We start from the raw sequence: 22,554 nt of genomic DNA on the forward strand, positions 1-22,554 counted from the left end.
GTCGAGTTCATCGACGAAGACATCGACCACGCGCACTGGATTGGTATCGCTGACGTAGTCGTCGAGGCTTTCGGGAAGCAAGGTGCTTTGACCTCGGTGTTCACCCTGGATAAACCGTTTCATGGGATTCCCTTGCAATGAAATTCTTAGAAACTATAGCAAGGGTTTGTCCTGGCGTTTTTACACACTCTGGGCCAGAAGCTAACGGTTTCAGCCCCACGACAAGCGCGACCGTTGATCAACGAATTCGCTTATTGCCACCTCCACGCATTCAATACCCTTTTTCTGAAGACTTCAGAGCGGCTGAGCTAGATAGCCACGGCATTATGAGAGGCAGCATTTTTTGAATTTCTTCCCGCTTCCGCAAGGGCATGGATTGTTACGCCCTACCTTGGGCCCGGTCGAGCGCAGCCTTGAGGCGATAGCGTCCAGCCTAGTTGCTTTGCCCATTCCCTGCGTCAACACATCCATTTCTTCACTCTCTTGCCATGGGAAATCCAAGTTGACCCCAAAACGCAGAGCTTGGTCATTCGGACGAAGACAAACGCCAAACCAAGTACTCGCTCGCTCGGTGTACTTTCGGGCGTGACAATGCCTTTGCAAGTTCGGTCCAGCAACTTCAATCGGGTCGTTACTGCAGTGGATGGTCAAGCCGGTATCGCCTTGGCCTAAGGCTGCAGTGAAATCGTGGTTTTTGCCGTCGATTGCTGCCATTTGGGCTATCTGATCGATGGCCTTGCTAGCAGCAATGACGGTGTCCTCGCTAAGCGTCAGCACAGTGAAGCCGAGATCAATGATGGCGGGCTCTCGTGAGGCTTCAATAGCCTTAACCATGCGACCCAACGCCGTTGTGGCAAACTTTGTAAGTATGCCGTCAGGCGTACCCTTGCCAGGAATGCCCTCTCGCCTAACAAGCATCGCTACGTCCAAGTCTGCCGAAATGTCGTCGTCCAGCAGCACCATTGTGTTCTCATCATTCAGCCACAGGTTCTGCTTGAGGTGGTACGAGAGGATCGTTAGTTCGTGTGAGGCCATCAACTTCTCGGTATATCCCGTCCTGCGGTCGATATAACTGAGTAGCTGGAGCGGCGAGTCCAGCATCTCCGTCATAGCATCGAGCGCAAAAACATCCAGCACGAATGGCTGCGAAATAGTCTCGGTCGGAGTGCACTTCAAGAACTGCCGCGCCTGGAAGCTAAGTGCAGGATAGTGATCGGCAATTAAGCACAAAACGTATATGCGCTTGAGCTTGCCTGGCAGCGTTACAGCATTACCAGCCGCATCCCGGAACGCGCACTTACCCTCTTCCAGCAGATGGGCACAAAGGTATGCCTGATCACTTGAGTCTTGAATACTCTTCTTAAAGTCGTCCTGGATTTGGAGGTCGTTGCCGCGCCGGGCCTCTAGCGTCAGTCGCTTCGACTTGGCTTGCACAACCAGAGCGCGGTCGCCGAACAGCACCAGGACATCAATCTCGCCACGTTTGTTGCCATCCGATCCGAATATATCGATGTTGTAGAGAACGTTGCCTACACCAAAGACCAGTGTTAGCCGCTCGACGGCAAATTGTTCTGTGAAGAGACCGCGGTGCTTCATAGCAGTGCTGACATAAGCCTTATCTGCGCCCATCCAATAGAACGGAGCTTCATACAGCGCCTCGACCAAGCTGTAGATATGAAGGAGTGCGTAACCGCCACCCGGCATGGGTATTAGAGGACAGGCGTTTATGATATTGAAATCGTGCAGCGCAGTGAATTGCTCGTTGCACGGGTTCTCCGGTGCTGCGAAAGCCATCAAGACATGCCCAACGACAGTGGCGTCCATGCGTGCGCAGTCGGCAACTTCCTGGATTGAAAACGTGAAGCTTGGTAGTAACGTCCATTTTTCCGGGGCGACCTGGCTCATCGACTGGAACGTCTTGACCACCTTTTCGTCCTGCAGCCGCGAGATCGCATAGACAACGTCGCGAGCCTGCTGGATCGAGAAATGCTTTTTCGCTACGAGCCAACTGTCATCGCGTCCATATTTGCCCGGCGAGAAGTCGCGGTACTGGAAGCTGTAGGCAGATTCTCCCCCGTAGAAAATGGGTTCTCGCAGGACAGCACCGTTAGTGAACGGGTTGAAGTCTTTGTCGTTGATCTTGGCCGGGTCAAAGCCAGCCCAGGATGCATCCGACATTGCGAGATGAATTTCTTCGAGCAGCGCCTCTGTTGCCTTGATGTAGCCGTCGATTGTCTTCGGCGTGGGCAAGGTGCAGTCGATATCTCGTTTGAGCATCAGGCCGATGAGAGTCGATATTTCAGTGCGGATTAACCGGCTCTTTGAGAAGATTTGCTGCATGTCTTCAGCCTTCATCTCACCCGAATACCGGATCATGTTGTCCCGGAAACAAAGGTAAGCGACAGCATGCACGTACCCCGGCGAGACACACAGCTCTGCCAACGCATTAAAGATTTCTTCTTCCGGCCGCATTAGCTTGGCCACATTCTTCATGAATTTCGCTCCCTGATATTGCGCATCGCCGGCGGATCCTTCTTCAGTTTGCAGTTATAGGGGAAAGTAGACAAATCTCTTATCGAGCAGAGTGGCTGCTTCTGGCCGATTATTGTCTTTCGCAAATGAATGCGATGGGTCGCCTTCTGCGATTTGTGACCGACCTCAGTCGCCCCTATGAGAAGTGTCGAAGAGCAAAGGCAGCGCTCATTCATTGGAGGCAAGGTCCGCTATCCGAGCCTCCGCCGTTGCTTCCAAAAGATAGAGCTGGTTGATCAGCATGAACTCGCGCACAGCCTCCCGCGGATCGCTGAGAATCTCACGGTGTGCCCGTGGATTACGGTAGGCAAGGAAAACTGCCACGAACAGTCCCGCTTTTCCTGCTTGCTCACCGCCGTCTAGATCGTTCCAGTGGAGCAGAGACTTATCACCCTCAAAGGCTTTTTTAAACAGGTGAGAGCCACTCTTGTCATAAATGCCTATTCTATCTCTAACAATGTCTTCTAACCGACGAAAGGCGGTACTAATCGCTGAGTCCGGATTCTCAAAGAGGCTGATCGCCAACTCTACAAGTCTCTCGTCGAGAAGCCCAAAATTGATAGCAGCTGGAAAGCATCGCTGAATACCACGGACCTCAGTTTTCTGCTGCGAATTTGGCCGACTCAGGATGTAGTCGTAGTATCTTGTTGGACGGATAGGGCGAGACTTTTCCAGTTTCTCCAAATCAGATGAAAGTAGGCATCCAGCCTCAGTCCGTTGCTTCAACGCTTGGTCGATCTCGTACTCTTCAATCTCTATACTCAGCAGTTGCAGGATCTGTAGCGCAGTAGAAAGCCCTGTCGGCCCCTCTCCCGAATACCCCGAGGTGAAGCCTGGCTTTATAAGCACCTGTCGTGTTGGGAAGATATTTAGCAAAAAGCTATGTTCGCCAATACGTCCATCGAACCAAGATAAAAGCCACGCTGACTCGATCTTCTCGCCAGAATTGATGATATGCACGATAGCGTCGATTGAGTCCTGAGTGACTCTGGAGCTGCCGTGATACTCAATTCCTGCAATTTTGCTTATATCTATAGATCTCCTCATTTTCGCTCCCTAATATCAGAATTTAGTTCACATGCAGTGGTGGTCCGAAACTTATGGCGTCTTGCTAATGCTCTTGCGAGATGAGCATACCGCACCGTCATCGGACTCGAGGGTGTCCCGAGACGTTCTGCAACGTCACGATGTGCGCACCACTCATGATGAGCTGGCTAGCAACGGTGTGGCGTACCACATGGATGGCTTATTCTCTCCGTAGTTTGATCAAAGTGGACGCAACGACAATCGCGAACAGGAAAAGCGGTAAAGGTTGATTTTGTCTGCTCCAAACGTCCTCCTCTGGCCGTAAGCTACGCTCGGCTCCGACTGTTTGCTGCAATAGCAGCAGGGTGCTAGCCCTGAGTTGTGCCCTAATACCGAAGTTTTCAGCCCTTTTGAAATGTGGTTGGCTTCAGGATTTCCATTTACATCTTAAAGGACCCACGAATTATGGCCGATCAGCCAGCGTCGCATGCACCCGGCCTTTGGATATTCAAAGAGCAGGATGCCGAGGGTATGCTCACCGGAAGAACTACTATCTTCGAAGGGGTAGAGCTGCAGCCGCTAACGTACGCCGACCTTGCCAACATAAAGAAGCTCCACGGTCCGATTAACATCCCGTTGAGCTGGTCCAGGGCCCGCATCGTCGAGAGCAACATACCGGGTATATCCGTTGACGATGTCGCCAACATCAACACTACGTTAGAAACCCCATTTACAAATATGGCGATTGGGCTCGTCCGCGGTGGCTGGCTGCCATCTGGGCTAGCCCTGCGGGACAACATGGTGGTGTTGCCAGATCGTTGCACCATGAGTGATCTGGTGGAGCGTTATCGAGACGGGCAAAAGCTCCGTCATGGAAATGACTTCCTTGATCTCTTCCAAGACAAGACCGTGCTAATCAATCCTGGTTTATTCGCCATGGAGGGCAACAAGCGACAGCTGCCAACATCTGAGCAGGTAGCGGAGCAGTGGGCCGAGGCCTGCGGAAAAATCCGGGCGGCACTACCAGAGGCTCAGCTCACTCCAGACTCCGCAATCCAAGGAATTGTGGGACTATTGGACGAAATGCGCGAGCAAATGTCGCGTAAAATTCAGTTCCTTTGCCAGGTGGCTCCAATGCTGCAGTCACCAGTAAGTAGACTTCGTCTTCCGCAAGTCTGGGATAAGGTACTTGAAATCGCTCAGCGCTGCGGTCTGCCACGAAACACGCTGGTAGTGCTTGCCGCGCTTAGCATTGTCTGCGTCGACAATGGCGCGGGTCCCGCGAAGCGGCTAATAAAACCGTCTTCAAAGTACTCTACCGGAGATGCTCACAATGCCCTTGCGGATCTCCGAGCTTTGGAGCTACTCCTCCATTTTTACGCGCGCTTTCCCCAAGAAAAGATCATGCTTTGTACAGGGGACAAGAATCTGGCGCTGTTCTGGGCGGGCATGCGCGCTTCGGGCTTTGTGTACGGAAATGAAGGGTCTATTAGTTACACGCTTTCACCACTCGATGCGCTATTGCCTAACGTAACTCCTGACTTATGGGAGACTTATATTCGGGGCTGACTGGGCGAGTATGTATGAAGGCCCAGCATGGTCGGCAATAAATGGTTCCATATGTTCGCCATAGCCTTAAAGATAAGGTTGTAGCAGCAAGACCAACATCACGCTATTTTCGCGAGTGTATCTCGTGCGGTTTCGAGGGTGGACCCTGATACAGTTGCTGGCCGAGAGGCGCCTGGAGAAACAGACTAAAACCGGTCAGAAGCAAGCTTTTACTAGGACTCAGCTCAGGATACAAAACTAGGTGCGATTCAACGCCGCCAAACGAATAGAATAGGCAGAACTCTTCACTTAGCCGCTAGAGTCCGGCTACCGGATTTACTTGGGCTCGATGGGCTAGCGTACGGGCAAACGCTATAACAAAAATTAAAATGGTTGGCTGCTACTGAATGGAACTTCAACTACTACTGGATCAGGCAAAATCCCTGAGGGTAAAACGCGTCAAGGGTTACTTGGCAAATTTCGATATTTATCAAGGGCCTTCCTCCCGAGGAATTGGAAATTGCTACGGTCAGAAGGGCGGGCTGGATGGAGAAAAAATCCTCACCAGTGCGATTATGAGCGTCGAGCAGCGGGGAGAGTTATTTGTGCTCACAACGTTCGATGGCTACAACTATATAGTGCTGAATCTTAACCCAAGGGTAGGCCCAATTGATGTGCTTTCGCTGGATATGGCCCGGCGTATGCGAGGTAACGATTCTAATAGGTCAGATTGAGACGCTAAACAGGGTCCAATTGAATTGCCCCTAGATTAGCGGACACCTGCCAGTGGTGAAGGACGGCTAACGCACCAGCCAGGGACACAACGGTACCGGTGGTCATCTCACGGTTTGGGTGTGTCTCGACGGCATCAATCCCCCGGATTAAAGCAGTTGCAGCTTCAACGCGTCTCTGTCCCAACCCGGGCGGCAGCGCGAACTCAGTCAGATCATCCACTGCAACCCAGGCCTGCTGCCAAGGTCCCATATTTGTTTTTTCCAGTACAGATTCTAGTATCACAAAGGTGATCGAACCGCGTACCGGTAACGACGAGTAGAAAGACCGCTGCGCACCCGGACGCAGGTTATCTACCCAGCCGACGTACCAGCCTATGACTGCAACATGATGCCTGAGTGGCGGAGCAGTCTGCTGATAGATGCCGAGGAGGCTGAGCTAAGCCATTTGCTGCTCGCACGGCCGATAGCGGTTCCCTTGTCAGTGAGCCATGCCGTTTCTGCGAGGCGCGTGGTAATAAAATACCCAAAAGACGCTCTCGAACATTCAATAAGCCTGAGAGCCCTCAAGAATCCTATCCGGCGTTTGAAAAAAACGCATCGGGATCATCCTTTTTTGGCAAAAACAGTCATTTAGTGATGTGCGTCTAGCTCTCGAGCGTCTAGATTCGTTCTTGATGCGAACCAGCACTTGACTCCTTTTGGGTACAAGATTCTGGTGCCTGAACAGCTTTGTTGTATCCCTTGTTCAAGCTAGTGCAGTTACTACACATGGAAATGATATTCAGGGTGGTTTATGCCCGAATATGGTGATGAGGCCTGAAAAATGATCACGATAGTGTCTATGAAAGAGCGGGCTCATCCGAGCCAGAAAAAAACAATAAGCTCCTTCGAGGTGACCGATGCGTGAAAACCTGCCTGTAAGCGGCCGTAACCTAGAGCTCCCGGCGAGCGCCAATATCCTCTCCACTACATCTCCCCAAAGTCATATCACTTACGTTAACCACGACTTCATCAAGATCAGTGGCTTCACCGAGGAAGAGCTGATTGGGCAACCACACAATATTGTGCGGCACCCCGATATGCCTACGCACGCCTTTGAACATATGTGGAGCACCTTAAAATCGGGGCGCTCATGGATGGGCCTGGTCAAAAACCGTTGCAAGAACGGTGATCACTACTGGGTCAGTGCCTTTGTCACGCCCATCAAGAAGAAGGGTGAGATCGTTGAGTTTCAGTCAGTCCGCACCAAACCAGCAGCTGAGCACGTCGCAGCCGCTGAGAAGGCCTATGCCAAGCTAAAGAGTGGCAAAGCGCTCGCCACCGGGCCTTCAGTAGGATTGAGGCTGAAGATGGGATTCGCAGTCTGCGCCAGCATACTGGTCGGCGTGACGGGTACAGCGCTGATTACCGGTATGCCTCTGTTTAGTAGCGTGCTGGCAATAACAGCCAGTGCTGGCTTGGGCTCAGCGGCCATTGTTGCGTTGCTTTCTCCCTTGGAGAGGCTGACGCGAATGGCTAAGGAAACAGCACACAACCCATTGAGTCAGGGGCTATATACCGGGCGCCAAGACGAGTTTGGCCAAATTGAGTTTGCGTTGCGTATGTTGGAGGCTGAAACCGCTTCCGTTGTGGGGCGTATCGGTGACGCCTCAGAGCAACTGCGTAAAAATGCGGTCAGTCTTCTTGATGACATTTCATCCAGCAAGAGACTGACAGCCGAACAGCAGGCTGAAACAGACCAGATAGCGACCGCTGTCACCGAGATGGCTGCCAGCATCCAGCAGGTTGCCAGCAACGCGCAAGGTGCCGCAGATGCAGCTGAAAAGGCTGACAGGGAAACATCCTCTGGCCAAAACCTGGTCACACATACCAGCCAGTCCATTACCAAGCTTGAAGCCGAGATTCGTCAGGCTGCGGAAGTCATCGATCAACTTGAAGGCCAGAGTAATGACATCTCCAAAGTACTGGATGTCATTCGGGGGATCGCCGAGCAGACCAACTTGCTGGCCCTCAACGCGGCTATTGAGGCTGCACGCGCCGGTGAGCAAGGGCGCGGTTTTGCCGTTGTGGCCGATGAAGTGCGCAGCCTAGCCTCCCGCACGCAGGAATCAACAACCGATATCCAAAGCATGATCAGCGCGTTACAGGCACATGCCCTTTCTGCGGTAACCGTCATGCGGCACAGCAGTGAACAGGCCAACGCCAGTGTCAGTAATGCCCAGGAAGCCGCTAACGCATTAAACGGCATCGGACTGCGAGTAAACGAGATAACCGAAATGAATACTCAGATCGCGACAGCTGTCGAACAGCAGGGTGCGGTCAGTGAAGATATTAACCGGAGCATCAACAGCATTAAGGTCACCGCCAATACCAGTGTGCGAACCGTACAGAAGAATTACGAAAGTGCCGAAGCGGTCAATCGTCTATCCGCTGCGATGAGCGAGCTGGCGCAGCAGTTCTGGGAGAAGCGCCGCTAGGCGGCTCCTGCCTGGTTTGCACACTGGTTGGATTGATATGCGCAATAGTTGGGGCGATGTGAAATGGAAGTTGTTGTTATCGGGAATGCTGCTTCAGAGCAATGGATGCGCCGACACGTCGAGAAGCTGGCGTCGCAGGGGCTAGCGTGCCGTTTCCTGGATTGGCAGCGTAACCTGCCGGGTGATTTTGCGCCTGATTGCTGGCTGGTTGACCTTGATGCCGTGGATACCAGTGACCTGGAAACTCAAGAGTGCTTTAAAAAGCTGCAGGCCGAGCTTGCAGGCAAGCCTCTGCTCATGATGGCCGAGACCTTCTCTCTCTCGTTGGCACAGTCCGCTTTGACAATGGGCGCGACGCGCTGCCTGGAGAAACCGGTCACACCCCGAATGCTCTGCGAAACCTGCCTGGGAGTTGGCGTCGGAGAGCCGCACCCTGGCGGCAAGGTGGCTGTTCTTGAAGAACGGCCCAGCGTCTATCATGAAGTTAACCAGGCATTGGCGGATGTCGGACTGTGTAGTAATCAGCTGCGTGATATTCAGGCAGGTCTTGTGGCGTTACGCCGCTCTCCCCCGGATGCGGTGGTACTAAGTCACTACCCCGACAGCATCAGCTTTCGAACTGTAATTGATCTGCTGCGGTCCTTTCCTGAAGTCAGCGCGATTCCTGTTTTCCTGCTCAAAGGAAAAGTTCGAGACACAGACCTCCTGAAGACCTTGAATGGGCTCGTTGATGTTGCTTGGGCGAATAATCCGGAACAGCTGGCGACGGCGATCTACCGCCGCCTCGCGGCAACTCCGTCAACGAGTACCATCCGTCACCGTCTCTATGAAAGATTTCATGACTATGAGCAGGAGCGACGCGCATTCAACCTGCATGCCATCGTCAGTAAAACTGACCGAAAGGGTAATATCCTGGAGGTGAACGAAAGGTTCTGTGAGATCAGCGGCTATTCCATGGATGAATTGGTTGGCCAGAATCACAGAATACTCAAGTCAAGCATTCACTCGCCTGCGTTCTATGGCGATTTATGGGCAACTATCAGTCAGGGTCGGGTCTGGCGCGGTGAAATCTGCAATCGAGCCAAAGACGGTTCGAACTATTGGGTATCCTCGACCATTGTTCCCTACCTGGATCAGTACGGCAGTCCCTATCAGTACATCGCGGTTCGCAAGGACATCACGCACGTCAAAGGCGCGGAGTCCATTATTAGCCAGCAAGGCCAGTTGGCCTCTCGTCTGGGCGAAGCCGGAGCCAGGTTGCTCGATGTCGGCTGGCAAAATGGCGCACCCGGGCTTCGAGCAGCCTTGGCACCGTTATGCCAACTGCTGCAAGCAGATAGCATTCGTCTGGAGCTATATCAGTCTTATCCCTTTGTGAAGCATTGGCCAGACTCGTTGCCGGCCACCAGTACTATGCCAGCATTGCTGATTCAGATGGATGAAGTACCTGTCCCCGAAAGCAGCGTGGGCAAGGCCCTGCTGATCGAAGCAGCGCTGTTGATAAATGCTAACCGGGCTGGATCGGTGGGGCTGCATGGCAATGCCAGCACTATCGCCGAAACCTTCACTCAAAGCGGGTTGATGGAGCTGCTCGCCAACATTCTGGCTGCAGCACTAACCCGTTGGGGAAGAGAGTACGAGCATGAAAAGGGGCGGGAGCGCCTTCGTATAGCGCAAAAAAATTCCAGAATCGGCACTTGGGAATGGAATATAGCGGGCGGTGAGCTTTTCTGGACAGAACAGATCCCCGTGCTTTTTGGTTACAGCGAAGGAGAGCTGCAGACGTCTTATGAAAACTTTATCGATGCCGTCCACCCAGACGACCGGGACAAAGTGTCAACCGCGATTCAGGAAACGATTGAGGACGATCGGCCCTATCGTATAGAGCACCGCGTTGTCTGGCCAGATGGCAGCATCCGTTGGCTGCTGGAAACCGGAGACATAACCCGCGACGAAACAGGCCGCGCTGTGCAGATGCTCGGAGTAGTGCAGGATGTGACCGAGCTGCGGGAGGCGGACCTGAAGCTGGAGGGTCAGGCCAGTCTGCTGAACATGCTCCATGACTCGCTCACCGCGTTCGTTCTCGAAGGGCGATTCCGAAGCACCCTGGATACCATGCTGGGCAATCTGCTTAAGCTTACGGATAGCGAGTTTGGCTACCTGGCGGAAGTTCTCTACGACGATAACGCGAAGGCCTACCTAAGAATACAGGCCATATCAGACATCAGTTGGGACGCTGAGTCAGCAGCGAGTTATAGCCGGGTAGGCAAAGACAATTTCGAATTTCGTGATCTGGACAATCTTCTGGGTGCCTGCATCCGGGAAGGTGCTCCGGTCATCGCGGATCAGAGAACGGAGGGTTCTGCGTTCACTAACCTACCAGGAGGCCATCCCGAGATCAGGTCCTTTCTGAGCGTACCCATCTATGTTGGCCCAGAGCTGGTGGGTACGTTTGCTCTGGCTAACCGACAGGGCGGATACGATAAAAACCTCATTGAATTTCTTCGTCCATTCACAGCCACTTATGGGGTGATTATCAATTCGCAACGCATGCTGGATATGGAGGAAGTTAACCGCAAGAATCTGATTCGCGCCAAGCGTCGAGCGGACCAGGCCAACCGGGCAAAGTCAGAGTTCTTGTCCAGTATGAGTCATGAACTGCGTACACCTCTCAACGCAATACAGGGTTTTGGTCAGTTGCTGGAGAATGATTCCGGCCTGGACGAGGAGCAGCAAGACAATGTGCTCGAGATCCTCAATGCAAGCCGGCATCTGCTTATTCTGATCAACGAAGTGCTCGACCTGGCCAAGGTCGAGTCCGGCAAACTGGAACTGTCACTGGAGGTCATCCAGGTCCACGAACTACTGGAAGAGACCCTGACTCTGGTTCGGCATTCCGCCCAGTCTCGCAATATCAAGCTACGCATCAAGGATTCCTCTGGGGCCCGAGTGACTGCTGACCGGACCCGCTTGAAGCAAGCTCTGTTAAACCTGGTGTCCAACGCCGTCAAATACAATCGGGTGGGCGGCGATGTGGTGATCTCTGCCAAACGGCTTGACGATAACTGGGTAGATATCCGGGTATCCGATACGGGGCCGGGGATTGCGCCTTCGCAGATCACAGAGTTGTTTCAACCCTTCAACCGGCTGGGGGCCGAATTGAGCCATATAGAAGGCACGGGGATCGGCCTGGCCCTGACTCAGCGGTTGCTGGATCTGATGGGCGGAAGCGTTGGGGTAGAAAGTCAGGTTGGCGAGGGCTCTACATTCTGGCTGCGTCTACCTTCCGGGGAGAATGACGATAGCGTCACTACCAGCGCCTCGCCCGTGTTACAGCCAGACAGCCTTGCGGTGGCGGGTAGCGAGGAAAACACAAGAACCGTTCTTTACATCGAGGACAACCCCGCAAACCTCAAATTGATAGCCCGCATTCTGCAACGCTACGACGGAGCTCATTTATTGACTACCTCCAGCGGGATGGAGGGGTTTGCCATGGCAAAAGAGCGACAACCGGATATTGTGCTGCTTGATATAAATCTGCCGGATACCGATGGCTATAGCGTTCTGAGGAATTTGAAAGCCAGCGAAGATACCGCAGATATTCCGGTAGTTGCCCTCACCGCTAACGCCATGCATAGCGAGGTACGCCGTGGTAAACATGCGGGTTTTGATGAATACCTGACCAAGCCGATCAGCGTAGACGAGTTGCTCGCTACCCTGGAAAAATATTTGAGGTGATCTGGATATGTCTGCATTCCATGATGTCGATCTGTATGACCAAACCATATTAGTGGTTGATGATGAGCCGGTGAACCTGAAACTGCTGGAACGTATTCTCTCCTCTGAGGGTTATCGACATATTGTTTCTATCAGTGACCCTATGCAGGTTTTGCCGGCGTACAAGCAACACCAGCCAGCGCTGATCCTGCTGGACCTGAACATGCCCGGCCTGAACGGATTTCAGGTGATGGAACAATTGGCCGAGCTGAAGGATTTGATTGCACCTCCCATCGTGGTGCTGACAGCGCAAAGCCAACAGGATTCGCTATTGTGTGCACTTCAGCATGGCGCCCGTGACTATGTGACCAAGCCGTTTGACCGGCGTGAACTACTGATGAGAGTCCGTAATTTTCTGGATGCTCATGTGACTCACCGTCTGGTAAGGGATCAGAAAGAGCACCTGGAAGCGCTGGTCAAGGAAAGAACCAGTGAGCTTCACGACACGCGGTTGCAGATAATCCGCCGTCTTGGTCATGCTGCAGAGTATCGGGACGAAGAAACCGGCAACCACATTGTGCGGATGAGTAAGATGTGTGCCCTGCTCGCAAGCAAATTAGGATGGTCCGAAGCCCAATGTGATCTCATTCTTCAAGCCAGCCCGATGCACGATGTTGGCAAGATCGGCATACCGGATGCCATCCTTCTGAAGCCCGGAAAGTTGCAGTCAGACGAGTGGGAGACAATGAAGACCCATGCAGAAATAGGTGCGCGTTTGCTGGATGGAAACGACAGTGATCTGTTGACCATGGCCAGGGAAATTGCGTTAAGCCATCATGAGAAGTGGGACGGTAGCGGTTATCCTCTGGGCCTGTCTGACACAACAATACCCCTGTCCGGACGAATAGCAGCACTTGCCGATGTTTTCGATGCTTTGACTTCACGGCGGCCCTATAAGGAAGCCTGGTCGGTTACCGATGCTGTTGATCTTATCCGAAATAATCGGGGGCGCCATTTTGATCCCGACCTTGTCGATCTGTTTCTGGCAGATGTCGACAGCTTTGTGCGGATCAAGGATGCATACATTGATTAGCGCCAAGCACTCCATCTAGCTGCAGGCGCATTACCCCGGCGTTGCTACAGATCGCTCCTGATGCTGCAGCCGGGTTCAGCACAATTGTCGTTACTAATTACAGACCGGCTCTTTGTTACTGACCAGCCAACGACTTTCGGCGCTACCAACAGGGTCGCGAAGGACTTTTACGTTATGTCTGTTTTTTTCTAAACGAGCCAGAACTGACAATGTGTCTTTCGGGTATTCACCGAAGGCCGCGTAATAGTAATTAGAGAATCGACCCGTATGTAAAAAGCCCCACTTCATCGCCTGCTGCGCAATCGTCGTTTTCTCGGGATAGCTCTGAATTATCGCTTCTCGTGCCTTGATCAAGCGCCGCCCCCTGACATATTGATAGGGCGATTGGCCAATGTAATCGTGCATCAGATAGTGCAGATTTCGGATGCTCAAGCCGGATCGCTTTGCGATAGATTCGATATCGACTTGGTGCAAAAGCTCCTCGTTCATCAGCGCAATAGCTTTGCAGACGCGGCGATCATCGCTGATTTTTTTTCGAGGCTTAACCGAGGACAAACATCCGGGCTCGATTAATTCATGTAGGAGCCTGTTGAGGTTTTCCAGTTGTTTTTGGGCATGCTGATAGTTTTTGAAGAAGGGCGTCGCACCTAAAAACAAATGTAAAATATCTAACAATTGTGCCTGGCTTCGCTCAAAAGAATAACGATAGCCGCTACCGTTTAAGGTATTCAGCTGTATAGCGAATACATGAGTCTCACCTGACAGGGTAGCCCGGAAGTCCTCGTGGGGATCAAGCACGAACGGTTTCCAGGGGTCGCATATGTATCGGGAACTGCCGGTCTCGAAGTCTATTCTGCCCGCAATTGGCATGATTATAGCCGCTGCCCCGCCGTTGACCCCTGAAATGATACTGCTTTTATTCAGGTACGCTCCGACTGCATTCAAACTATGCGATGAAACAAAGGACAGCCTTGCTCTAAATCCAGTATTGACCAGCGGCACCAAAAATTTTTGGGAAATGATGGGTAGATGCGTGCTCTCCTGTAGGGCAGAGAGCCAAATTTCAGGGTCAGATGTGTCTAGCCGTAAAAAGTGCTCAAGCAAGAATTCTTGACTACTGCAGAGGTCCATACAAATACCTTATGATTTACGCGGGTATTATATGGCAAAAACTCCTCATTTCTTATCCGATTCCTGCACTTTACAACGTTAAGTGACAGAAAAGGCTTTTGTAGCACCATCATACCGCCGATTGGGTTCCACCCGTCACCCCGGAAGGTTGTAAAACGCCTGTGCGCAGTCAACGCGCCCTCAACGATCTAGCAGGCGCTACCGTTGAGCGATTCCTGGACCTGTTTCCCTTCGACATTGCCTGCGGTCGTTTCATGCTTGTCAGCGTGAGTGGCCTGCTGTTTGCCAACCGCCTCAGTTGCTCATCAAGCGTCTGCCCCTGAAGCAGCCAACAACGACGCAACTGTTTTATCAGCGCCTACAATTCATTTCGTCCCACCTCAGAGAGCAGCACTAGGCTGGCTACCTCTTGCTTGAAAAAGGATGAAAAAGTGCATCGTTTTCAGATCATCGGACGCCTTGTTTAGCGAGCTGATTTTACCATCTACGTTGGTGCGCGGGATCGCAAGACTACTAAACCCTCACTTTTGCGTCTATCGGCTGTTGGGCCAAGAGATAGAATTACGCTGGGATGCCAGCGGCATCGCCACTACTCACCATGGCTGCTTCGCTGGACCGACTGTGAACTCGTTGATGGTCATGTCTTCGGGCTGGTCGATCGCAAAGGCAACGACACTGGCGATCCGATCTGGCGAGATACCGAACTTGTCATACACGCCCTGCATCTGGTCCAGCGATGCCTGGTCGGTGAAGGTGGTCAGCAGCTCGGTATTGATCGCCGCCGGATAGATAGTCGCGGTACGGATGTTGGTGCCCTCCATGGCGGATTCCATGCGCAGGACTTCCATGAAATCGCGCACGAACCACTTGGTGCCGCCATAAACTGCGCCGCCCGGGTATGCTTTGAGACCCGCAACCGATGAGGTAGCGATAACATGGCCAGACTTCTGCGCCAGGAATTCGGGCAGTACCGCCGCAACGCCATTGAGCACGCCTTTGATGTTGACGTCGACCATCTGGTGCCACTCGTCAGTCTTGAGTGCGGAGAGTGGCGAATTTGGCATCAAACCCGCGTTCAGGAAAATAACGTCTACGCGGCCAAAGCTGTCTTTGGCCAGCTTGACGATGGTGTCGTTCTCGGGCTGCTGGGTGACATCCAACGCTTGATATATGGCCTGGCCACCGGACTGCTTAATCTCGTCGGCGATGCGCTTCAGGTTGTCTGTGCGGCGCGCGCCGAGCACGACCTTGGCACCTTTACTGGCGAGCAGCTTGGCGGTGGCCTCGCCGATGCCGGAGGATGCGCCGGTGATGATGACGACTTTATCTTTGATCATTATGTTTCTCCTGGTTCAGGCTGCACGTGACGCGAAGTTAGGTGTGCCGGACAAAAATCCACACACCTCTGAGGTTTGTGAGTCCAGCTGACATTCGGTCAAACAGTATCTTGTCTATCTGATCATACAGATCGACGTGACTGGCTGACGTTATTCATTTCTGAGCTGGTTTTTCTACATTCTCGTGTCGTGCTCGCTTTGCACTGCACCGTTCACTGCCTGGGTTCGGCTACTAATTCTTGGAAAACGTGATGTTCGCATCACCGGGGCCAAGCGCCTGTGCCAGGCCGTCTGGGTCGTCTACGTGGCCAAGACGGGTGTAGGAATAAGACGAGTTGAAGCTCAGATAAAAGACCACCAGAGTGCTTGACCCGTAGAGCATCAGGTCGCCGTTGCGGATCGTTTTGGGCCGGCTGGCGTTGGACGGTAACGCCCGTGGCAACTGCGCGTGCTTCTCGTTGTCGTTGAGGTCGGACATGTTGATCGTGAGCGGCAGCATCGCGGCAAACTCGCGAGCCGCCTCGGTATCAGCCAGGGTAATGGCGAAGCGGTGTTCGCCGATGATCATCCACATACTAGCCTCCTCCGGTTGGACAGTGGCCGCAGCGGTTGCCGCGCTGCGCAAGCTTGACGCGCCAGGCTGAGCGGCGGCGCAGGCGCCGAACACAAACAGGCCGCACAGCAGGGCTGCCCCATGAAAGACTCGCTGACTACACGCGGGGTGTTTTTTTCTGCCGATGTAGTATTGGCTGCAGCAAGTGGTGCTAAAAGATGCCTTCATTGGGTTCTCCTGGGATGCGCAGCTCAGGCCACTTCCCGGGGCTGAACGCGTGAAGTCAGAAAGGCGAGTAAGGCCGCGAACAGCAACACAAGCGCACTCGCCCCGAAGGCGCTCTGGTAGCCTGCCGAGTCAAAAAGCATCCCACCCAGGGTCGAACCCAAGGCAATGGACAACTGGATCACTGCTACCATCAGGCCTCCGCCAGCCTCGGCCTGGTCCGGCATGACGTCGGCAATCCAACTCCACCAGGCAACAGGCGCGGCGGTCGCCAGCAAACCCCACAGGCCCAGTAGCGTCGCGACGGCGGCCATCCAGGTCCCGAAGAAAATTAGCGCTACAGCGATCACCGCCATCAACAAGGGTGTCACAACCAGCACCTTGTAGAGGCCGCGATTGAGCATAAAACCAATCAGCGCGGTGCCGATGAAACCCGCTATGCCTATCGCCAGCAGGATAAGCGACAGCGTGGACACACCGACCTGCGTCACCGTTTCGAGGAACGGCCGCACATAGGTAAAGAGAACAAACTGCCCCATGAAGAAAGCGCCACAGGCACCGATGCCCAAGGCAACGGTTCGATTTTTGAGTACCTTGAAAACATTACCTGAACCGGGCGCGCGCTCCTGGGCAGGCATGTCCGGCAAGCTGATCCACTGCCAGACAAGGGCCACAGTCGCCAATGGCACCAGACAAAAGAAGGCGCCGCGCCAACCCATGACTGAGCCGAGGTAAGCGCCAAGCGGCGCAGCGATGACCATTGCCAGCGCGTTGCCACCGTTGAAGATCGCCAGTGCGCGCGGCAGCCGTGCGACAGGCACCAGGCGCATGGCGGTAGCCGCTGACAACGACCAGAAGCCACCGATGACCACACCTATGAGCGCCCGGCCTAGCATGTAGATTAGATAGTTTGGCGCCAGCGCAACCACGACGCCGGACACCGCCATCAGCGTAGTCAGGCCGATTAGCAATGTCTTGCGGTTCATTCCGCCCGCCAACGTCGAGATCGACAGACTGGTCAGTACCGCGAGCGCACCTGAGATCGCAATGCCTTGCCCAGCCATCCCCTCACTGACGAGAAGATCGGTCGCAATCGGCGTCAGCAGGCTGACCGGCATAAACTCTGAAGCAATCAGTGCGAAGACGCACAGCGACATCGCGAAGACGCCGCTCCAATTAGCTGGCGGCGCTGCGGTAGGCTGAATAGAAGCGGCCGTGGGCAGGGCCTCACCTGTGTGGGTCGTCATAAATACACTGCTCTCTGCTATCGGTAGGAAACGCCATACGACCACCAAAGCTTGGCGGCTGGCTTTTCAGTGCTTGTATGATCAACCTCAAGATCCGGCCAGACTAGCTAATGTATTCTTATATAGCTTATTAGCTCAGCTAATTAATATTAGGTCGGATTTTATGGGAAACTGATCCATGGCTAGACGCAACCTCAATGATTTACTGTATTTCGTCACTGTCGCGCGCGAAGGCAGCTTTACGCGCGCGGCCTCGCTGATGGGCGTCACGCAATCGGCGCTCAGCCAGGCTGTCAGCGGCCTGGAAGCGCGACTTGAGATTCGACTGCTGACGCGCACCACACGCAGCGTGTCGCTCACCGCCGCGGGTGAACGTCTGTTGAATTCCATCGGCCATCGCATTGACGAAATCGACGCGGAGCTGGACGAGTTGACGGCCCTGCGCGATAAGCCGGCAGGCACGGTTCGGATCACCACGGGGGAACATGTTCTGCGGACTACGCTGCTGCCAAAGCTGACTCCACTTTTACTCGAGTACCCTGAGATCGATATCGAATTCGACATTAACTATGGCTTTCGGGATATCGTGGCTGATCGTTTCGATGCTGGCGTGCGCCTGGGCGACACGATCGACAAGGATATGATCGCGACGCCGGTCGGGCCGCAGCTGCGCATGGCCGTCGCCGCTTCTCCGGCTTATTTCGCAACGCACCCGGCGCCCCGCCAGCCAAGCGATCTGGTAAACCACAATTGCATCAACATGCGTTTGCAGAGTGCCGGTGGACTCTACACGTGGGAGTTCGAGCATCGTGGCCACCCCCTGGACGTGCGAGTGGATGGGCAGCTCATTTTCAATACCTCACCCGCTATGGTTGACGCAGCTTTGGCCGGAGTGGGCATCGCCTTTTTGCCTGAAGACGAGTTCGCGCCACATCTTGAGGAAGGTCGATTGTTGCGCGTACTGGAAGCCTACTGCCCTCCCTTTCCGGGCTACTACCTGTACTACCCGAGCCGCAGGCAGCCATCACACGCGTTCTCTCTGGTGTTGGATGCGTTACGCGTGACGAGATAAATACTACAACCGTTATTCGCATCCGCTACTGCCAAAAGCGCAGAATATAAGAGTCTTACCTGCCTACACTCAGGCAATCGCCTGATGAAAAAGCCGAGACACCCACGGCCGCGCTGGTGCCTTTGTCTCGTCGTCTTGGCTAGAAAGCGAACATCCGTTGCCAATTGGTCAGTCAAACTTGATAGCGTCTTTGCTGTTAAATTTGCCTCGCTTTCAAGTTGCAGAAAGAGTTCATGCGAACCTGAAGCGTGCTGAACGCTGGCAGTACCTTTTTAGGCACCTTAGTAGAACATCCAGCCGATTCAACCAAGTGCCAAGGTGAGACTTACTCAACACCAGGCTGGGCTCATCAGTGTGTCATCACTGACAAGGAACCCTGCGCGACGCAACAATCGATAAGACCATCAAGGCTCCGGGCAGTCACAGCACCGTAATCCAAATGTCATCTTGCTGTCGCACTCTGTAGCGTCCAACACCCTAACGTCAGATGCTAATGAGGCTTACGATGCAATCAGTTTGTCGCCGACTGCTGCACCACCTGTGCTTTGCTATGGTTTTTTTACCGGGGCTGGTGTCTGCCCACGCGCTGGAAATCCATGGTTCCAACACCATTGGCGCTACCCTGGCACCCATGTTGATGACGCGTTTTCTGGAACAACTAAGCGGCCAGCCCGTTATCAGTAGTGCCAGCGGCACCGAGAACGAAACCCTACTCAGCACGAGCAAAGACGGCAAACCGCTAACCGTATTGGTAGCCGCGCACGGCTCCAGTACCGGCTTTACCGCAATGCAAGCCAACCAGGCCGATATCTGGGCGGCCTCACGTCGCGTCAAACCTGCTGAAATAGCGGCTATGGCAGCGCGCGCAGATATGACCAGTGCCGATAGCGAGCATGTGATAGCCATTGATGGTCTGGCGATTCTGGTACACCCCGCCAACCCGGTAGACCAGCTCAGCATAGAAACCCTGGCACAGATTTTTGCTGGTGAGATCACTAACTGGTCGGCCGTTGGTGGGCCTGATCGGGCGATCCAGGTATACGCCCGCGATGAGCAATCCGGCACCTGGGACACCTTCAAGGATCTGGTGTTGCGCGGCCAATACGCGATGACCGACGGCGCCCGGCGTTACGAGTCAAACGACCAGCTGTCAGCGGATGTAAGCCGAGATCCTGCCGGCATAGGATTCGCCGGGTTTGCCTCCGTCGGTAACAGCAAACTGCTCGCCATCGCTGACGGCAATGCGCCAGCGCTTAAGCCCAGCAAACTCTCGGTAGCGACCGAGGACTACCCACTGTCGCGTCGGCTTTATCTTTACACTCCCGCGCAAACGGGCGAGCCACTGGCGCAGAGCTTTATCGACTTTACCCAAAGCCATGCGGGACAAGAGATCGTCGCTCAATCGGGGTTCTTTTCTCAGACACCCTTTGCGGTTGACCCCGTGCTTGACGACAGCGTGCCGGAGACATTCAAGCGCCTGACTGCACGCTACCAGCGTTTATCAGTGAACATCCGCTTTGCCGAAGGCAACACCACGCTGGACAACAAGGCGCATCGCGACCTACTGCGCATTCAGACCTACCTTGCTGACACTGGCAAAACCGGCTCAGACATTATGCTGATTGGCTTTGCCGACCAGCAAAGCAACGAGCTACGCGCCCAAATGATTTCCGAACTACGCGCTCAGACAGCCAGTAAGGCGCTACGCGAACTCGGCACCGTAGTGCAAGGCTACGTCGGCTACGGTCACTACATGCAGGTAGGGTCTGCGGGTGGCGAGACCGGTGCACAACGCAACGGCAGGGTCGAAGTCTGGGTACAGCGTTGAGCCATTGCACCCCGCTGACTAACAACTGACAACCGCACTCTCACTGAGCTGCAGCAGCCGCGAAACGAACAAGCGAATCATGTTGTCCTAGTATTAGTTCCAATGAGCAAGGCATGCGCATCAGGGAGTCGTTAGTTCGGCGAGCGCAGCCCCGCTTTCCTGTTCTGTTTCAGGGAGTCTATGCAATGCCCATGATCGAGATAAATGGCGTAGAGATCGCTTACGAAGACACCGGCCCGCGCGACGCGCCAGCCATAGTGCTGGCGCACTCGCTGTTCTTCGACCACCGCATGTTTGAGCATCAGGTCGCGCGCTTTGCTGAAGACTACCGGGTGATCGCTTACGACCAGCGTGGTCATGGCTTCACCCCGCATCCCAAGAACGGTGAGTACGGCATGGACGCCCTGACCGAGGATGCCGCCGCCTTGATCCAGCGCCTGGAGCTGGGCCCCGTCCATATCGTCGGCAACTCGATGGGTGGTTTCGTGGCACTGCGCCTCGGCGCCCGTTACCCAGCGCTGGTGCGCTCAGTCACCACCGTCGGTTCATCTGCCGATAAGGAACACAACATCGAGCAGTACCGACCGCTGGTAGAGGCCATGAAGGAACACGGCGCCGCGCCGGTGATTGAGCAACTGATGTACACCATGTTTGGCGACACCACCCTCGCCGCGCAATCGCAGGCGAGCCTGCGTTCAACCTGGCGCAATCGCATGGCGGCACTGGCACGCGAAACTGGCTCAGCCGCCGAAGCGGTCGTTGAGCGCCAGAGCGTGGTCGATGAACTGGCGCTGATCAAGGTCCCGGTGCTGGCGATTGCCGGCGACGAAGACCACGCCTATGGCATCGACCTGTCGGAGCAAATAGCGCAAGGAGTCGATGACGGACGCTGCATTGTCATCAAGGCCGCTGGACACTCCGCCAGTCTGGAGGCGCCCGGGCCGGTTAACGAGGCACTGGCAGCGCACTTCAAGCGCGCTGAAGCGACAAGTTGATTTAGCCTGCCGGGTGATAGTGCGCAACGGTCAGTTGAGCACTATCACCCACAATGCAGCGTCAGGCGTTAATCAGCGTACTGCGCTATTTCCTTACTGCGCGGCTGCGGCCAAGCGTAATGCTCGCTTGCGGTGGCTCAGGTAGATCAGCGCCAGCGCCCCCATCAGCAAGGCCATCGACAGATAGCGTGATGGGTCCAAAGGCAAGCGGCTATTACCCAGCCAACCAAAATGATCAATCAGCAGGCTCATCAGCAGTTGACCGGAAATGACGGCGACCGTCGCCGCTGCCGTGCCAACTCGCGGTACAGCAAATACGATAGCCAGCATGTACACCACACCGAACAGCGCACCAATCAATTGCCATTTGGGTACGCTGAACAAGGTCGCCTCACTTGGCGACTCAAAAAAGAACATCAGCAGAAAGGTAATAACCGCGCCCATGGCGAAGGTTAACCAAGCGCTTTCGACTACGCCCGTCTGGGCGCCCAGCTTGCCGTTGATGGAAGACTGCGCAGCCAATACCGCACCGCCGAGTAATAAGATCGCAAAAATAATGGGTAACATCGGGTCACTCTCCTCTTACATCAGCCAAAGTGCGGCAAAAATCATCGCTAGCGCCAACACCCGGTAACCATCCACCGCACGCTTTTCGCTGCCTAGCAGGCCAAAGTGATCGATGAGTAGACTGGCAGCGACCTGCCCGCAAAGGATACCGACCATGGTCATACCGACCCCGACCAAGGGCGTAGCGATGGTCAGGATAACGACGTAAATCGGCCCCAGAATGCCCCCGGTCAACAGCCAGCGCGGCTGTGCAAACAGCAATCCCAATTGACGTTTGCGGGTAAACACCAAGACCAATGACAGCAGTAGTGCGCCGACCATAAAGATCGACAGCGTGGCGGAAAGATGCCCAACCTGCTCGCCCAACGGACCCAACAGTCCCGCCTCGACCGACAGCCCCATGCCTGCTACCAGTACCATCAGCAAAATGATTGCCTGTTGCATACCGCCTCCTTTTATCAAGCCGGCAAGG

Annotated in this window: 17 protein-coding genes and 1 pseudogene; 9 read left to right on the forward strand and 9 right to left on the reverse strand. The window is 54.3% G+C overall.

Annotated elements, in window-relative coordinates; translation table 11 throughout:
* The 3 genes from EF096_RS20550 to EF096_RS06035 form a co-directional block, all read right to left on the reverse strand.
* A partial coding sequence (locus EF096_RS20550) for a hypothetical protein (protein ID WP_235869651.1) occupies window positions 1–123 on the reverse strand: 123 nt, incomplete at its 3' end.
* Window positions 124–324: 201 nt separating this feature from the next.
* A complete protein-coding gene (locus EF096_RS06030) occupies window positions 325–2,493 on the reverse strand; it encodes an SEC-C metal-binding domain-containing protein (protein WP_218565718.1) in 2,169 nt (722 codons plus the stop codon).
* 207 nt (window positions 2,494–2,700) lie between these two features.
* Window positions 2,701–3,579, reverse strand: coding sequence for a TIGR02391 family protein (locus EF096_RS06035; protein ID WP_123888731.1), 879 nt, complete (start codon window positions 3,577–3,579; stop codon window positions 2,701–2,703).
* 444 nt (window positions 3,580–4,023) lie between these two features.
* Here EF096_RS06035 and EF096_RS06040 point away from each other — a divergent pair, with 444 nt between their 5' ends.
* The 6 genes and pseudogenes from EF096_RS06040 (at window position 4,024) to EF096_RS06075 (ending at window position 13,127) form a co-directional block, all read left to right on the forward strand.
* Window positions 4,024–5,127, forward strand: a complete 1,104-nt coding sequence (locus tag EF096_RS06040) for a hypothetical protein (RefSeq protein WP_123888732.1) — start codon at window positions 4,024–4,026, stop codon at window positions 5,125–5,127.
* A 386-nt stretch (window positions 5,128–5,513) separates the two neighbouring features.
* The gene (locus EF096_RS06045) at window positions 5,514–5,840 is read left to right on the forward strand and encodes a hypothetical protein (protein WP_123888733.1); all 327 of its coding nucleotides are present in this window, start codon (window positions 5,514–5,516) and stop codon (window positions 5,838–5,840) included.
* 899 nt (window positions 5,841–6,739) lie between these two features.
* A pseudogene (locus EF096_RS21070) lies at window positions 6,740–7,069 on the forward strand (PAS domain-containing protein); the annotation flags it as partial.
* A 120-nt stretch (window positions 7,070–7,189) separates the two neighbouring features.
* Window positions 7,190–8,317: a methyl-accepting chemotaxis protein gene (locus tag EF096_RS06050; protein WP_456239103.1), complete on the forward strand. Its 1,128-nt coding sequence runs from the start codon at window positions 7,190–7,192 to the stop codon at window positions 8,315–8,317.
* Between the two features lie 63 nt (window positions 8,318–8,380).
* The gene (locus tag EF096_RS20455) at window positions 8,381–12,055 is read left to right on the forward strand and encodes a PAS domain-containing hybrid sensor histidine kinase/response regulator (protein WP_218565719.1); all 3,675 of its coding nucleotides are present in this window, start codon (window positions 8,381–8,383) and stop codon (window positions 12,053–12,055) included.
* 7 nt (window positions 12,056–12,062) lie between these two features.
* The gene (locus tag EF096_RS06075) at window positions 12,063–13,127 is read left to right on the forward strand and encodes an HD domain-containing phosphohydrolase (RefSeq protein WP_123888735.1); all 1,065 of its coding nucleotides are present in this window, start codon (window positions 12,063–12,065) and stop codon (window positions 13,125–13,127) included.
* 93 nt (window positions 13,128–13,220) lie between these two features.
* Here the strand turns inward: EF096_RS06075 and EF096_RS06080 are convergent, their stop codons facing one another.
* From EF096_RS06080 to EF096_RS06095, 4 genes are all read right to left on the reverse strand, one after another.
* Window positions 13,221–14,258 (reverse strand): helix-turn-helix domain-containing protein, encoded by a 1,038-nt coding sequence (locus tag EF096_RS06080; protein ID WP_123888736.1) that lies wholly within the window; start codon window positions 14,256–14,258, stop codon window positions 13,221–13,223.
* A 593-nt stretch (window positions 14,259–14,851) separates the two neighbouring features.
* Entirely contained in the window at window positions 14,852–15,595 is a 744-nt protein-coding gene (locus EF096_RS06085) for an SDR family oxidoreductase (protein WP_123888737.1), read from the reverse strand.
* Window positions 15,596–15,827: 232 nt separating this feature from the next.
* Window positions 15,828–16,376, reverse strand: a complete 549-nt coding sequence (locus EF096_RS20555) for a cyclophilin-like fold protein (RefSeq protein WP_235869647.1) — start codon at window positions 16,374–16,376, stop codon at window positions 15,828–15,830.
* A 23-nt stretch (window positions 16,377–16,399) separates the two neighbouring features.
* Window positions 16,400–17,530 (reverse strand): MFS transporter, encoded by a 1,131-nt coding sequence (locus EF096_RS06095; RefSeq protein WP_218565723.1) that lies wholly within the window; start codon window positions 17,528–17,530, stop codon window positions 16,400–16,402.
* A gap of 268 nt (window positions 17,531–17,798) precedes the next feature.
* Between EF096_RS06095 and EF096_RS06100 the strand changes: the two genes are divergently transcribed.
* The 3 genes from EF096_RS06100 (at window position 17,799) to EF096_RS06110 (ending at window position 21,515) form a co-directional block, all read left to right on the forward strand.
* Complete coding sequence (locus tag EF096_RS06100) at window positions 17,799–18,692, forward strand: LysR family transcriptional regulator (protein ID WP_123888739.1); 894 nt, start codon at window positions 17,799–17,801, stop codon at window positions 18,690–18,692.
* 505 nt (window positions 18,693–19,197) lie between these two features.
* Complete coding sequence (locus tag EF096_RS06105) at window positions 19,198–20,520, forward strand: substrate-binding domain-containing protein (RefSeq protein WP_218565720.1); 1,323 nt, start codon at window positions 19,198–19,200, stop codon at window positions 20,518–20,520.
* Window positions 20,521–20,705: 185 nt separating this feature from the next.
* On the forward strand, window positions 20,706–21,515 hold the full coding sequence (locus tag EF096_RS06110; protein WP_123888740.1) for an alpha/beta fold hydrolase: 810 nt from the start codon (window positions 20,706–20,708) through the stop codon (window positions 21,513–21,515).
* 93 nt (window positions 21,516–21,608) lie between these two features.
* Here the strand turns inward: EF096_RS06110 and EF096_RS06115 are convergent, their stop codons facing one another.
* The gene (locus EF096_RS06115; protein ID WP_123888741.1) at window positions 21,609–22,082 is read right to left on the reverse strand and encodes a DMT family transporter; all 474 of its coding nucleotides are present in this window, start codon (window positions 22,080–22,082) and stop codon (window positions 21,609–21,611) included.
* 15 nt (window positions 22,083–22,097) lie between these two features.
* Complete coding sequence (locus tag EF096_RS06120; RefSeq protein WP_123888742.1) at window positions 22,098–22,526, reverse strand: DMT family transporter; 429 nt, start codon at window positions 22,524–22,526, stop codon at window positions 22,098–22,100.
* Window positions 22,527–22,554: the final 28 nt, after the last annotated feature.

The organism is Pseudomonas neustonica, assembly GCF_003797945.1.
GTDB classification, from domain to species: domain Bacteria; phylum Pseudomonadota; class Gammaproteobacteria; order Pseudomonadales; family Pseudomonadaceae; genus Halopseudomonas; species Halopseudomonas neustonica.